This window comes from Pseudomonas sp. PME37.24/025, assembly GCF_055556615.1.
This window is the reverse complement of record NZ_JBVHNK010000002.1, coordinates 537733-553293: the sequence shown is the minus strand read 5'-3', so window position 1 is coordinate 553293 and position 15561 is coordinate 537733. Positions and strand designations below refer to the sequence as shown.

8 protein-coding genes are annotated in these 15561 nt (G+C 59.8%); 3 read left to right on the top strand and 5 right to left on the bottom strand.

Translation table 11 applies throughout. From position 1 onward, the window contains the following. Positions 1-111: 111 nt before the first annotated feature. From ACZ3HH_RS05625 to cobG, 5 genes are all read right to left on the bottom strand, one after another. Positions 112-7290 (bottom strand): TcdA/TcdB pore-forming domain-containing protein, encoded by a 7179-nt coding sequence (locus tag ACZ3HH_RS05625; RefSeq protein ID WP_465803291.1) that lies wholly within the window; start codon positions 7288-7290, stop codon positions 112-114. Positions 7291-7868: 578 nt separating this feature from the next. Next, the gene (gene cobJ / locus ACZ3HH_RS05620; RefSeq protein WP_465803290.1) at positions 7869-9572 is read right to left on the bottom strand and encodes a precorrin-3B C(17)-methyltransferase; all 1704 of its coding nucleotides are present in this window, start codon (positions 9570-9572) and stop codon (positions 7869-7871) included. Continuing rightward, positions 9572-10303 carry a precorrin-2 C(20)-methyltransferase gene (locus tag ACZ3HH_RS05615; protein ID WP_030128260.1) on the bottom strand — a complete coding sequence of 244 codons (732 nt, stop codon included), beginning with the start codon at positions 10301-10303 and terminating at the stop codon, positions 9572-9574. Before ACZ3HH_RS05615 ends, cobJ begins: the two co-directional genes overlap by 1 nt. Further along, positions 10303-10929 carry a precorrin-8X methylmutase gene (locus tag ACZ3HH_RS05610; RefSeq protein ID WP_465803288.1) on the bottom strand — a complete coding sequence of 209 codons (627 nt, stop codon included), beginning with the start codon at positions 10927-10929 and terminating at the stop codon, positions 10303-10305. Before ACZ3HH_RS05610 ends, ACZ3HH_RS05615 begins: the two co-directional genes overlap by 1 nt. After that, positions 10922-12229 (bottom strand): precorrin-3B synthase, encoded by a 1308-nt coding sequence (cobG, locus tag ACZ3HH_RS05605; RefSeq protein WP_465803286.1) that lies wholly within the window; start codon positions 12227-12229, stop codon positions 10922-10924. Before cobG ends, ACZ3HH_RS05610 begins: the two co-directional genes overlap by 8 nt. A 144-nt stretch (positions 12230-12373) precedes the next feature. Between cobG and cbiE the strand changes: the two genes are divergently transcribed. The 3 genes from cbiE to ACZ3HH_RS05590 are packed head-to-tail and all read left to right on the top strand — an operon-like array spanning position 12374 to position 15388. Further along, entirely contained in the window at positions 12374-13585 is a 1212-nt protein-coding gene (cbiE, locus tag ACZ3HH_RS05600; RefSeq protein WP_465803284.1) for a precorrin-6y C5,15-methyltransferase (decarboxylating) subunit CbiE, read from the top strand. After that, the gene (locus ACZ3HH_RS05595; protein ID WP_465803282.1) at positions 13578-14675 is read left to right on the top strand and encodes a cobalt-precorrin-5B (C(1))-methyltransferase; all 1098 of its coding nucleotides are present in this window, start codon (positions 13578-13580) and stop codon (positions 14673-14675) included. Before cbiE ends, ACZ3HH_RS05595 begins: the two co-directional genes overlap by 8 nt. Continuing rightward, positions 14672-15388: a cobalt-precorrin-6A reductase gene (locus ACZ3HH_RS05590; protein WP_465803281.1), complete on the top strand. Its 717-nt coding sequence runs from the start codon at positions 14672-14674 to the stop codon at positions 15386-15388. Before ACZ3HH_RS05595 ends, ACZ3HH_RS05590 begins: the two co-directional genes overlap by 4 nt. The last annotated feature ends 173 nt before the right edge of the window (positions 15389-15561 follow it).

Below are 15561 nucleotides of genomic sequence, written 5' to 3'. Positions count from 1 at the left end.
TACTCCAGCTTCAGCGCAACTTCAAAATGGTTCGGGTTCGATTACTCGGCGCTGCCATTTTCTGCCATTCACACACTGAACAGCGCCCAATGTGTGAATGGCTTTCAGAATTTAACTGTCTACAGTTTCAACTTTTCCGACCGGCAAAAGCTTATTGAGCAATACACTATTCGAGGTGTCCTTTCTGGCGAGCAGGGCCCTGACCAGGGTCGCCACCGCAAAGGATTGAAAGTCGCCCACTGCCAGAAACACATCTCCACGCAGGGCTGGATCCAGCGCAAATACCTGACGAAAGATCAGACTGTGTCCGCTGTCGGAATCAACAATCACCAAATGCTCATCGACCCGGCTCACCCATAGTTGATCCGCAACCACAACATCCCAGATCAATTTTCCTGGAACCGAAGGCGGGTGATCGAGTGAATAGCGGCAATCGACGATGACCGATTCAAGCTTCAACCACGCCGCCTTCGACAGCCGGTAACTTACCGCTCCTTGTCCCATGCGCAGGATCAGGGTCGTGACATTGTCCGGCATCAGCGGCAAAACATCGTCGACCTTCATGTGACCTTCAATGACCATGACCTCGGCACTACGCTGGACATAACTGAGTGGCCCCGCATGCCCCATGTTCGGATAAGTCAGCAGCAGTCCTTCCTTGTCCTCATGAAGCAACACGTTAGTTTGCCGTTGCGTTCCCAACAACTCGAAGGGCTCCGCAATCGCAGCCTTTGGTACCCGAATAACACGTTTGGTCTGAGCCACGAACCACATCCAGCTACCGGGCTCCTCCACCGACAGGAGCGCGGTATGAGGCTGGCTATCCGTCAATTGTTTGAGGCCCTCGGACATTCGGGCCTCCTGAGTCACGACCCACTCACGGGTGACTCCGATGACCAATGCCGGTTCTTGATAATGCAGCGCGACCACCACGCCTTCGAATGTTATGCCACGCAGTCCCGCCCCTTCGACTGTCACGTCGGTAAACTGCCAAGTCGCCCATTCGCGCTCCGCGGCGGGCAGCGCGTCAGCCAATAGCAAACGCGAGCCCTGACCAAATGCGCCTTCAAGCTTCTGCGGGTCGATAAAGGCCTGGCGATAGATTTCTCCGTTTGAAACATCGAACAGCCAGACCGCACGGTTATCCGGAGTAACGCACAATAAGCGCAGTTCCTTTCCAGGTTCCGGATCCGCCAGTAACAGGCGATCGTCCACATACCAGGCAGACAACCTGGCGCCGCTGCTAAAGTTGGTTAGCCCCGCAATGGAGAAATGCGCAACCGGGTACTGCCTGGCCACCGCGTCCAATGCCAACCACCAGTGCACTCGATTCTTCAGCCAGTCCTCGGTCAGCCCTCCCAGTTGCAAATGGCCCTGGGCCGTTACCTGGAAGAACAGACCCATATCGGTCAGCACCAGGTATCCCTGTTGAAGCGCCACAACGTTCGCCAGGCCCTCGGGATTGATCAACTCTACGGACCACTGATTTTTGCCCGCCATAGATGATCGCTGATGACGGCAGAGGCGATTGTAAGGCTTGTCATAAATCACAAACACCTCGCTCTCGCTACCGGCAGGGGCGATAAGGGTGAAACCACTCAGCGGCTTAAGGGCAGGTGGCCAAACTGTGTCATGGCCGGAACGAGGAGATGGGCGGATGATCAATCGGTCACTGGTGCGGACCCATGCCATATCCCACCAGCTGAAATGATCTTGCCTCCAGCAAATCGACACAAAGGGTGCGAGCTGCCAATCAATGGTGATGTCTGCCGCTTGCCGGGGGGGCGGAAACTTATAAAAGTCGCCCAACACCTGAACCCAGTCGCCCAGCGTGTCGCTCGCCTTGAAGACTGTCGCAAGATCCGGCCTCTTGTCATGGGTAACCGAGCTCAGGAACAGTTGTCCGTCTTGGATCAGGTAGGTCATAACATCGATCGGCCGGTCCGTGCGGGTTATCTCTTGAACAACCTCGATCACCCCGTGCACGTCTGCCACGAAGCTCGTAATGGCGATATCGTCTCCGATCGGCAGCAGTAACCGATAGCGATGGCTGATCAGGCCGGTGATCGCGTCGACTTGCCAGATCTCGTAACCCTGCGGGTGATAGAAATACGCATAACCTTCCACCACCGCCCCCAACAGTGCTTCATCGGCCAACAGCACGTCCTCGTCGCGGATGTACAGGAAGCGGTCTTCAGTTGCGTCATACCAGGCCGTCGTATAGCGGGGTTCGTCAGGTCGCTCGAACGGGATCAAATACTGGTGAACCGGCGTATAGGGCATCGCCAGACGATGCTCATGGGCCAGAGCCTTGAAGTGATCCTGCAACGCCCGTGCATGCATGCCTTGGGGAACGTCCTGCTCGACCAGGGACAGTTGTTGTTTGTCGTATTCGACTCTGAACACCTGATTATCGGCAATCTTGATCAGGAATATGTGCCGACCTGTACCCATGCGCTCCACCTTGATGGTGCCGATATTGAGTTCCCCGAAACGCCCCACCCGAACATCGCTTTCACTGGCCCAAGTCGCCACCAGCATCCATTGCATGGACTGCAGACTCGGCGACTCGAGCTTCAGGCTCACCCCCGGATTGAGAAACAACGTGCATGGAGCGCCGGCACCCTCGATCCGATAGGTGATCATGTCGTGCCAAGGCTTTGGTATATCCGCAACGTAGAGCGATCGCGTCGTGCTATCCAGCCGCACAGTGACAGTAGTTGCCTCGTAGACCGGATAGAGTTTGTAAAGGATGAAGGGAAAGGGAGTATGTGCAGACAGGTAAAACTGTTGATTGCCTTGCGCGTCGTACTCCAGGCTCCTTAGTACATCGAACACCGGATCCGGCTTTCCGGTCATGAGTTCTGACCCAAGCGCAAACCCGTTCAATCCCTCCACCCAGGGACCAAACAAAGGTACTGTCGGAACGCTGCCGAGTTGATACTCGTAGCCGTAGTAGCACTTGGGAGTACAGGGCAACAGCCAGCCGCGCTCCGGCACAACACCGCTATCGCTGTCGAGCGCTTCAAATGTCGGCAGTTTTACCCGACTGGGCAGCCTCATGCCTTTACGAATATCGATTGCCTGAGCTCTTTTGCCATCAGACTCCGGCAGGTGCAGATTACTGGGGCGCGAACTGCGAAACAGCGCCTGACTGCCGAACTCGATGACTCCGCTGCGCAGATCCAGGGTATGGACAACGCTTTGCGGCATGATTGAAACAATGCCCCTTTCACGTGTGCAAGCCTGTGGGCTATAGGCGATCTTGAACTTATTGAACGTTTCGGCAACAGCTCTGGCCTGATCCTGGATCTGCCCCAAATTACTGGCAATGGCCGTGACACCGAACCCCACCCCGACCAATGGGACGGCAAGGGCACCCGCGAAAGCTCCCGCCGTGCCCCCGGCAAGAAAACCAGCTCCATTCAAAGCCAGGCCACCCAGATCAAACGTCAACTGGGTAGTGACTCGCGCGCGCTGCTCCTGGTTTTCAGCATTTGCCAGCTCGTAAATATCGAATCCAACATTGGCCAGCCCCAGCACCGCGCCTACTCCCTCGTTGGCGATATGCTCCAGGGCCTCACTCACGACCGGAGCGCAGGTACGGGCAATGACTTTATCTTCCGCCAGGGCCTGGCGTACCAGTTTGACAAGACCGACGACGTCAACCGCGTTGCCGTGAAGCAGTTGCGTGTAATTGAGGTAAGCGTGCAACCGAACGGCGGTCGTCAATGGTTTTCCAGCACCTTCCTGCCCCCGTAGTGCATTCATCAAGGCTTGTATGGTGAAACCTGCATTGAGCGTATGAATGCTGCCAGCCTCGGTCGGCTCCATTTCATTGACCGGACGCTGGGACTTGGTCGCCAAAGCTGCGAACGTTTCCGAGAGAAAATTCTTGATTCGCAGGAAACGTTGATCGTCAGTGGTGACACGAACCGGATGCTCCGGGTCCTTGGGGTCTATCAGGGTCAACCGATAGTCCCCGCTCGGGGTTATTTCCAGTGTTTCAAACAACGGCACCAGCTCCGGTGCCAACTGATTGTTCTGTTTAAGCAGGGCCGTCGCCTGCTCGATCTGCTGACCCAACCAATGACTGTCCAGTTGCAGCAGACAGCTGCCGAGCCTGGAATTGTTCATCAACGACTGCCCTCGGGCACTGGCCAGACGCTGCCCGACAGGGCGTTGCAGCTGTCCCGGCAATGTGCCGGGCTGTAGCAATTGCGAGACCCGGGTTCCGCCAGGCAATACCACCCCCCTCACCCGCGCGCCGTCCAGTTCAATCAGATCGAAGGCTGGATGCGTCGCATCGCCATAGGCTGTGTAATGTCTGGCCATTTCCTGGCCAAGAAAGAACTGTTCCAGCGCCTGCCTGAACAGCGTCGAATCCTCGAACTCGAATACACCAAAATTCGGATCGTAAAAGTGATAAGTGCTGCGCTCGCCATCAATGGTTTTGGCCACCAGCATGGCGTGATTATCGGAGTTGAGCATCAGCGTACTGGTGGCTGTTCTGGCTTGCAGAATATCCACGACTTGATTCAGATCAGAGCGCGCCAGCGCGCTGCCCACCTCACTGAGCTGTACACCGCGCAACGCCTCCAGGCTGTGTAGAAAGCTCGCTGAATCACTCCCTTGCGGTTCGATAACTCCCAGATAGAATCGCTCGCGCAGGGTGTTGGCCGCGGCCTTTCCCTCTGACAAGGCTGCCGCCATCACCAGGGTCAGTGGATAACAACGCCCACCCACCGGGTCACCGGCGCCCTGCAGGAGTAAATCCTGCGGTACAAGCTTGATGGTGCCAGCTTCAAAACTGTCCAGAACAACACCGACACGCTCGACAATCCGGTCACGGTATTCAAGTTTCGCCAGCTGTTGGATTCTAGCGACCTGCTTGCCCCATTGGCGCAACGTCAAAGGTTGTTCCAACGTGTTTTTCTTCAGCCCCAGGGCGGTTTCGGAATGCGCCGGCGGATGATCGGCCGGGCTGGCAAGCCCTGCCAGAAACGCCGGAGCCTGGCGTTGGTAAAGCGCGTGTTCGATCGTTGCGTAGCGGCCCGCAGTCCCCAGTTCCGTGAGGCTGTTGGCCAGGTTATCCAGCTGCGGACGAACCGCTTCGAAGCTGCGATTATCCAGAGTTTGTGCGCCGGTCAAAGCGCCGAGCAACAGACGTTGCAAGGGGCTCAACTGGCCGACGTCGACAGTTCCCTTGGCGAGTCTGCTCAAGAGTTCATCAATCGACAACTGTTGCGTCTGCGGATCGCTCAACGACGCAGGCGGCAGCGCATCGATGCTTTGGGCGAGGATCGACTGACGCTCATCAAAGCTCAGTGGTACGACCCTGTTGAAGGTCACCGTGCCGTTATGACCGCGATTCATCATCCGCATGAACGGCTCACCCAGCTCATCAGCCAGATGTTGCAACAGGTCGGTGGACAGCACATGGCGCCCCTCGATCACCGGCCAGCCTTCCTCGAAGTCGATGGTGCGGTATTTGAGCAACTGCGCCAGATCACCTGCGTAACGGGCATTGTATCGGCCCTCTTGCCAGCGGCTTTTCTCGTTGCTCAGCCATTGCCTGGTATTACTTTCATTCTCTTTCCAGGAGTGATCCAGTTCCTCCTCCGTCGCCCGGTTGACGGTGGCGATGGCCGGGATGGCGACTTCCGCTCGCCACGCTTCGGCGGTTCGAGGCGTAAAGCGTGCCTTTTCATAGTCCGCCATCCCCTCGCGCATGGCCGCAGGGCCGGTCAGGTAGATCGTCACTTCACTTTGGGGGCGGATCCCGTCGCTGTAGTAGGTTGCGGCCGCCTGAACCAGAAAAAATACGGCCAGCTCTTCTTCCATCGACAGCTTGTCTAAAGCACCGAAAACCTTTGTCGCAACCTGCTTCGCCAGACCACTCATGGCCTCGACATCAATGAGGGCAATGTTTTTCTCATCGGCCAGGCGGGCGGTGGCATCGACGATTTTATAATTGAGTCTGAAACGCTCGAGCACGGTTTTAAGCGTTTTTGAGCCGGGGTGGGCCATCAGGAACGCGTTGCTCAAACTACTTTGTTCGGCGACGGCGCGTAGCCCGTCAGGTTGAACCAGACGTTCTACCGGGGGGCGAAAAACGCGGTTCAGCTTGGGTCGGCTGTCAGCGAAACGCACGAGTGCCTCGCGGTGTTCCAGTGGAATTTGCTCGAAGTAGCTGGTGTATTGACTGCGTAGCGCCTGACGACCGGGCATCCACTCGGGATTGCGGTCAAGTATCAATTGCAGCACGCCCAGGCGCGCGTCGGTCTTGAATGCACTAATGTCCACCTCGCCGAGCATCTCCAACAGCGGCGGCAAGTTATCAACATCGGCATAACTGCCGCCCTCAGCGAACAAAGCCTCGACGCGCACGACATCAGAGGCCGCCGCAAAGTTGCCCCGCAGACTGATCTCCCGCTCGTAAATATCCTGCAGCTGCAGCGGCGCTTCGCCAATGGCAAGATCGCGCAGTGCCAGAGCACCTTGGGCCAATGCCATCAGGCTGTCCCGGTTGTTATTCCTCAGGGCAATCAGATTCGCTTCATCCTGGCCATAGGCCCGAACCAGTAAATCAATTCTGGCGTCATCGGCGCTGCCGCCATTTTCCACTGTCTGTGTAATATGCGCATGCATTTGCTGCTTCAGAACGATGGCGCGCTCTTCATAGTGGTTGCCCAGGTCAACCGCATCGACACTGGCTTGCCCGCCATTGAGCATGGCGTCGGCCTTGGCGGCCTCGACAATGATCCGGTTGGTTTCATAGGCCAGCAACGCGTCGCTGTCGTACCAGAGATTGAGGTGGTAGCCGTCTGCGACCATCACCTGCTTCCAGATATTGATGTAGTCGCGCTGAATCGCCCCGACGCCGCCACCAAGCCAGACAAAATGCAGTTTTTTTGGCACCTCGGTGGCGGGTAACTTCTGCTGTTCGAGGCTATTGTGCAAACGCGCCTCGAACCCCTCCACTCGGTTGTAGATATCCGCCAAATCAGGAGCCCCAGCGCCGTCAGGACTCATAGGCTGCTCCGACTCTGCCGCACGGCGCCTCCGGTTACCTCCCTCCAGGGCCCCTAAAGCTTGCTTGAGCAGACCCAAAGGCTCCAACAGTTGCGGAGAATCCTGCAAACCAATACAACCGTTGTAATAACGGAACACCGCTTCATATTGGGCGGAGCCCTTGTGCGATATCAATGCCTGTTCAAGGTCCATCGGCTTGAACAAATCCATAAAATTGACGTAGCCACCCGTAAACGAGAACGTAGACTCATTCATAAATAACACTTCCATTTATCGTATATAAACAGTCGGAATCGACACTAGACAATAATGTTTCCACCCTCGCGCTAAAACACTCGAAATGAATCACCCACTTCAAGTAGAACAACGGGAGGAGCCGTCACTCAGGACGGACACCGAAAAACTCACACCCTGAAACGCTACATAAGTTATTTAAAACCAATCCACACTAACAAAGTGCAAAATAAAATTAACCCGCCGCTCGACGCCATTCAACCAACAAGAAATTCAATTAATGTCAGAACAAACATCACACCCGATGTTACAGACTCACGCACTCTGGCTCGCTCACTTATGATCCATAAGTTAGAACATCGGAAAACTCTTTATAAATCCTGACCCAATAACAACTGCCTGAACTCGTGATCTGTCGCACTCTGAAAAACACAGACATCCGAGTAGAACTTCCTACAATGCAAGATCCAAGTTCTTCCAGGCAGACAGCAAGAATCCCATGCAAATAACCGAACAGGCTTACACGCACAGATGCCGAAACAATCGAGTGCAATAATGGGACTCAGGTAATGAAGGCGGCCCGAGCGGGCCGCCAAGGCTCAGCAGAGGGGTTTGCTGCCATACCAGCGCGGTGTGTAGACCCATTCACCACCTTCGGCGCGTGGGAACACGCAGGTGGTGGACGAGCCGATCAGCACCATGGTGCGCATGTCCACTTGCTCAGGCGTGAGCGCACCGAGTGTGGTGACCCGCAGCGTCTGGCCGGGCCGGCCGATATCACGGCCCAGAACCACCGGGGTTTGCGGCGTACGGTGTTGTGCGACGATTTCCAGAGCACGACCCAACTGCCACGGCCGAGAACGGGATATCGGGTTATAGAAGGCCAACGCCAGATCGGCTTCGGCGGCCAGGTCCAGACGCTTCTCGATGATCGACCACGGCTTGAGGTTGTCCGACAGCGACATCACGCAGAAGTCATGCCCCAACGGCGCACCGGCCTGAGCGGCGGTCGCCAGCGAAGCAGAAACCCCCGGAAGAATCTCCAGATCGACGCTATGCCAGGCCGGCTCACTCGACTCGTGCAAGGCTTCCAGCACAGCAGCGGCCATGGCGAACACGCCAGGGTCACCGGACGAGACCACAATCACCGAGCGCCCTTGGGCCGCCAGTTCGAAGGCGTGACGGGCACGCTGCATCTCTTCGCGGTTGTCGGTGCAATGCAACACTTGATCCGGTCGAAACGGGCCAGCCATGCGCACATAGGTTTCATAACCGAGCACATCCGTGGCTTTGGCCAGTTCGGCCTTCACCGCAGGCACCATCAATTCGGCGGCGCCTGGGCCCAAGCCGATCACGGCCAGTCGACCGCGAGGGCGGCCGATCTGTGCGATGTCCAGCGGTTGTTCAGCGATCGCCAGCGCCAGGTTCGCGTCGATCGAGATAATTGTCGCGCCGGGAACGACCGCGCGTGCCAACTCGCTGGCATCGCTGGCGGAGGAGGCAAAACGCAGCGGCACACCCAGCTCAAGCGCCGCTTCGCGCAACGTCGGGTTGGCCATTTCCGTGGCTGGCGCCAGCAAGCACGCCAGCGATTGAACGGCGACTTGCGCCTGACGCAGCGCCGCGCGAATCGCCTGAGGCAAATCCGCCACACTGGCGCTGACCGCCAACAACACACTGCGCGGGTAGATCAACAGCTCATTGGCCGCTGGCGTCCGTTCGGCGCTGCCGACATGGATCGACAAATGCGCCTGAGGGTCTTCTGGCAATTGTGCTTGCGCCAACCAGGGCGCAGCGCCTTCGATGCGCACGTGTTCGCCAGCCAGCAAGTCCGAGACGAAGCGCTTGCCCAACTCCAGATCGCCCAAGGCATAGCCGCTGGGTGGATTGAGCAGGCAGGTGCCGAAACGCAATTCACCGCTGGTGGTGATCGCCGCCGCGACGTCGAGGCCGGCGGCAATCTCGCGCGCCATGACATTCACTCCGCCGAGACCGCCGAGCAGTGGCACCACGGCGCTGCCGTCTTCGGCCACCGCCAGAACCGGTGGCTCGGCGCCCTTTTCCAGCAGCAACGGCGCCAGGGTACGGATCACAATCCCGGCGGCGCACAGCGCGATGATCGGCGTGTCCTGTTGATAAAGTTCGCGCAGGGTCGCACCGAACTCGTGATAAACCCGGTCTGCGCCTTCGACCCGTTCGGCCAATCCATGAATCAATGCGCCCGGATACACCTGCTGAATCTTGCGGGCGGTCGCGAGGCTGCCATTGCCGAGAATGACAATCGCCGGAGCGGGATGGGCCATCAGCCTTGCCACCTTTCGCCGGGAACGATGATCAGCGAGAAATACGGCGAGGACATCGGTTCGACCTGGTCCAGCGGCACGATTTTCTGATTGGCCATGGTCGCGCGCTCGACGTACAACGCACGCTCCGCCAGACCGAGTTCTTCGAGCACCTGGCGAACCTTGGGAAAATTTCGTCCCAGTTTCATGATCACCGCGGCATCGGCATCGGCCAGTCGCCGCTTGAGGTCTTCGTGCGGCAACACACCCGACAACACCGACAGGCTCTGATTGCGATACACCAGCGGTGCGCCGAGTACCGACGCACCGCCGAGCATCGAGCAGACGCCCGGCACGACTTCGGCTTCATAGCGTTCGGCCAGACGATCGTGCAGGTACATGTAAGAGCCGTAGAAGAACGGATCGCCTTCGCAAATCACCGCCACGTCACGGCCGGCGTCCAGATGCGCGGCGAGTTGTTCGCCAGCCGCATCGTAGAAATCGCTGATCACTTGTTCGTACGACAACGGCGCCGGCAGCGCTTCGGTGGTCACCGGGTAAACCAGCGGCAGCAGCGTTTGCGCGTCCTGCAAATGCGCCTCGATGATGCCGAAGGCGTTGCCCTTTTTGCCCTTGGCGACGAAGTACGCCACCACCGGCGATTCGCGCAGCAGGCGCAAGGCTTTGACGGTAATCAGTTCCGGATCACCGGGGCCGACGCCCAGGCCAATCAAACGTCCAGGTTGCTGCATCATTCGATCTCCGTGGCGAGGGCGTTGACGGCGGCGGCGGCCATGGCACTACCGCCCAACCGGCCTTGCATGATGACGAAAGGCACGCCACGGCTGTCCGCCGCGAGCATCGCCTTGGATTCGGCGGCGCCGACGAAACCCACCGGGAAGCCGAGGATCAGCGCCGGTTTTGGCGCGCCGGCGTCGAGCATTTCCAGCAGATAAAACAGCGCGGTCGGCGCATTGCCGATCACCACCACGCTGCCCTCCAGGTGCGGGCGCCACAGTTCCAGCGCGGCAGCGGAACGGGTGTTGCCCAACTCACGGGCGAGTTCCGGAACACTGTCGTCGCGCAGGGTGCAAATCACTGGGTTGTTGGCGGGCAAACGCGCGCGGGTCACGCCTTCGCTGACCATCCGCGCGTCGCACAGAATCGGCGCACCAGCCGACAGCGCATCGCGCCCGGCCTTGCCGGCGCCTGCGGAAAATTGCAGCCCGTCGATGGCGTCGACCATGCCGCAAGCGTGGATCACCCGCACCGCGAGTTTCTCCAGATCGGCCGGAATGCGCGCAAGGTTGGCCTCGGCGCGAATGATCGCGAAGGAGTTGCGATAGATCTCCTGACCGTCGCGGATGTAATCAAGCATCAAGGGAGCTCCGTGAGCGGGCGTCGAGCAAGGCCGCGACCGCTTCAATAGTAAGATTGCGTGCGTGCAGCGCGCCGAAACCCGGCTGCGCTGCATCGCGAAAATAGAGGTCGTAGTGACCGGGGGAGACTGCCAGCAACGTCGCTGGCGTGATGTGCGCCGCCGCGCAGGAACGCGCGCAGCCAGACAGATGCACATCAAAGAGTTGGCCGTGACGTTGCAGCAACGCCGCCAGTTGCAGCGCATCGCCTTTGGTGTCGGACAGGCCTTTGCCGCAACCCGCCGAACCGGTGCAGGCAATCAGATGCGCCAAGGCATCGTCTGCCGAACAGCGCAGGCGCAAATTTTCCAGGCTGTGGATAACTTCAGCGGCATCGCGTTCGTGGATATCGGGCAACAGCAGGCTTTGCCAAGGTGTGAAACGCAGGCTGCCGTCACCTCGTTCGCGGGCCAGTTGTGCAGCGCCCCGGAGCATGGCGGGATCGAGTCGGCCCAGAGGCGGCGTCGCGCCGATATAGACACGGCCGGTTTCACGCTGAGGATGAGCGCCAATGTGCAGAACGCTCGAGTTCGTAACGCGCGGCTCGCTCACGATAGACAGTAGCGGCACACGTTCGGCCACTTGAGCGACAAACCCGGCAACCGGGTATTCGGCCAGCAGATGACGCATGCGCGTCTGGTCCGGACGCGCCAGATCGAGGAACAACTCAAGCACCGCGATCACCAGCGCATGGCCGTTCTCCAGTCGCACCGCGCCCGACGGAGACTCCATCGGGCAACCCGCCAGACCGAAGGCCAGCACGCACTCGCCCTCTTGCTCAACAGCACTCAACCACAGGTCGTGAGGATGTTCGAGCATCGCCAGGCCTTCGCCGCCATCGAGTTGCACGGCAAATTTGGCGCTCAACTGGTGAAAACGCTCATGGCTTTGCAGGCTGATGAGGATCTGTTCGGCCAGCGGGCGCGTATCGAGCAACATCTGCCGGTCGATCCCGGCGCTCGGGCTGAGCATCAGATTGCGTACATCGTCGCCCGCCGCGGTACGCGGGCCCAATCCTGCGGCGAGCAGGCTGTCGATCAAGGCCGTCTGCTCGCTGCCAATCCCGCGAATCTGCAGGTTGGCGCGGTTGGTCGCCTCGATCACGCCCCCGGCAAACCGTTCCGCGGCGCTGGCCACTGCTTCAGCCTGGGCAGCGCTGATCGAGCCGCCGTTCAATTTGATCCGGCAGATGCCGCCATCCAGCGCCGGGACAATACGCAGCAACCCCGGGCAGGCCGAGGGGCGTAAGGCGGTGGACATCGGGCGTTCGTTCAAAGGGGCGACCGGCTGTGTGGGAAAGGCGCTTCGCGGGCGAAGGCGCGGTATTATGCCTGCTTTGTCCGACGGCATGAAAAGCCTGCCCGTCGGAACAGTCCGTTTGTGGACTTTTTTTGAGGACGGCAGATGTCACCCTGGCTGACAGTAGTAGGTATCGGTGAAGACGGCTTCAAGGGCCTGGGCAAGAATGCCCGTCGCGCCCTGCTGGGCGCCTCGCGGATCATTGGCGGTCAGCGACAACTGGATTTGCTGCCGGTATGCATTCGCGGCGAGCGGCAACTGTGGCCAAGTCCGTTTTCCCTTGAACCATTGCTGGCACTGCGCGGCGAGCCGGTTTGTGTGCTGGCCAGCGGCGACCCGATGTTTTTTGGCGTGGGCGCCAGCCTTGCACGGCAAGTGCCCGCCGAGCAGATGCTGATTCTGCCGGCGCCCTCTTCTTGCTCCCTCGCGGCAGCGCGAATGGGCTGGCCGTTGCAGGACGTGGTGACGCTTTCTGTAGTCGCCCGCCCCCTCGCCGCGCTCAACGCCCATGTGTTCAGTGGTGTGCGCTTGCTGGTATTGAGCAACGATGGCCAGAGCCCGGCGGCCCTCGCGGCGTTGCTGCGCGAGCGCGGTTTCGGGCCGAGTCGCCTCACCGTGCTGGAACATCTGGGCGGCGAAGCCGAACGACGCATCGAGGGTGTCGCCAACGATTGGAGCGAGCCAGCGATCGCCGACCTGAACCTGATCGCCATCGAATGCATCGCCGAACCGAACACGCCACGCCTGTCCAGACTGGCCGGCCTGCCAGACTCAGCCTTCCAGCATGACGGCCAACTGACCAAGCGCGACGTGCGCGCCATCACCCTCGCCCGTCTCGCACCGACACCCGGCGAACTGTTGTGGGACGTCGGCGCCGGCAGCGGTTCGATCGGCATTGAATGGATGCGCGCTCATCCGAGTTGCCGGGCGCTGGCCATCGAAGCCGATGACGGTCGGCAGTTGTTGATTGAACACAACCGCGATGCCCTCGGCGTCCCCGGTCTGCAATTGATTCGCGGCAGCGCGCCGCAAGCCTTGGATGGGCTGGAACGCCCGGACGCGATTTTCATCGGCGGCGGGGTCACCCGCGAGGGCGTGCTCGACACTTGCTGGACGCAACTCAAACCCGGCGGTCGACTGGTGGCCAACGCTGTCACCCTGCAAAGCGAAGTGACCCTGATGGCCTGGCGCGAACGACACGGCGGTGAACTGACCCGCATTCACGTCGCTCAGGCGCAACCGCTGGGCGAGTTCGACACCTGGCGTCAGGCGCTGCCGATTACCTTGCTGGACGTGACGAAACCCCTCGATGCGTGACGAAACCGCCGAACAACCCGCACCGCTGCGTAGCGGCCTGACCACCGGCAGTTGCGCCACCGCCACCAGCCTCGCGGCCGCACGCCTGCTGCTCAGTGGCGTCGAAGCGGACGCCGTCGAGATCATTCTGCCCAAAGGCAAACGGGTGCAGATGCGCCTGGAATTCTGTCGGTTGATGAACGACGGCGCCGAAGCCGGAACGATCAAGGACGCCGGCGACGACCCGGACGTGACCCACGGCGCCCTGCTCTTTTCCCAGGTGCGTTTGCACAGTGAGCCGGGCATTCGCTTCAGCGCCGGCCGTGGCGTGGGCACCGTCACCCGGCCCGGGCTGGTGCTGAACGTCGGCGAACCGGCAATCAACCCAGTGCCGCGCAAAATGATCAGCGAGCACCTGACGCTGCTGGCCGAAGAGCTGGATTACCCGGGCGGCTTCGAGGTCACGGTGAACGTCGAGGACGGCGAAGCCCTGGCGCTGAAAACCATGAACCCGCGGCTGGGAATTCTTGGTGGCTTGTCGATCCTTGGCACCAGCGGCATTGTCCGGCCATTCTCCTGCGCGGCCTACATCGCCTCGATCCATCAAGGCATCGACGTCGCCAAAACCAACGGTTACCTGCACATCGCCGCGTGCACCGGCAACGCCAGCGAGGACACCATGCGCCGAGTCTACGATTTGCCGGAAATCGCCCTGATCGAAATGGGCGACTTCGTCGGCGCGGTGCTCAAGCATTTACGCAAAGTGCCTGTGGATAAACTCAGCCTGTGCGGCGGCTTCGGCAAGATCAGCAAACTGGCGGCCGGGCACATGGATTTGCACAGTCGGCATTCAAGCATCGACCTGCCGCAACTGGCCGAGTGGGCTGCGACGGTCGGCGCTGATGCGGCGTTGCAACAGGCGATCCGCGAAGCCAACACCAGTCAGCAGGCGTTGGCGATGGCCAGCGCTGCCGGGATCGCGCTCGGCGATGCGGTGTGTCAGCACGCTCTGGACTTTGCTCGCAGCGTGGTGCCGGCGCAGGTTCAGGTCGAAGTGTTCGCCATCGATCGCCAGGGCGGGATTGTCGGCCATGCGGGAGTTTTTCAATGAAGCGCGTGTTGTTGCTCGGCGGCGTCACTGAAGCCCTGGCCATCGCCCGGACTCTGGGCCCGGAACACATCTATAGCCTGGCCGGTGTCGGTCGCGTGCCGACGGATCTGAACTGCCAGGTTCGGGTTGGCGGCTATGGCGGCGCTGAAGGTCTGGCGCAATTCATCCGGGATGAAGGCATTGATTTACTGCTGGATGCGACCCATCCCTACGCAGCGCAAATCAGCCAGAACGCCGCCACCGCCGCACAATTGTGCGGTATCGCATGCTGGGCCCTGCGACGCCCGGCCTGGCAACCACAAGCCGGGGATGACTGGCGCGAAGTCAGCGACTGGGCCGAACTGATCGAAGCACTGAAACCCTTTCGCCGACCGCTGTTCACCCTCGGCCGCGAACCGCTGCAGCATCTGCACGAAATTCCACCGGAACAATTCTGGACGTTGCGTGCGCTGGACGTTTATCCGGGCAACGAGCGCTGCGAAGTGATTGGCGCGCGTGGGCCGTTTCTGATCGGGGATGAACGCGAGCTGTTCGAGCGTCGGCAGATCGATGTGCTGATCAGCAAGAACAGCGGCAGCACCGCCACCGAACCGAAACTGGAAGTGGCGCGGGAGCGTGGAGTGCCGGTGCTGGTGTTGAAGCGGCCGGTGTTGCCGGGGGTTGAGCGGGAGTTTGGGTCTGTCGAACAAATACTGGAAGCCTTGTACTTGTAAGACCATTCCTAAGACCTGCTGAAACCTACGAATTTACTGGCAACTTTCCAGGAAGGAGCCGGCTATTCCTCTTAATAGCTTCACCCTATATTCAGGGTCCTCTAATCCGATCAAGTACACAGGCCCGCCACTCATGGGGGACGGACCGCTTCATCCCCAGAAAAGTGCTGCTT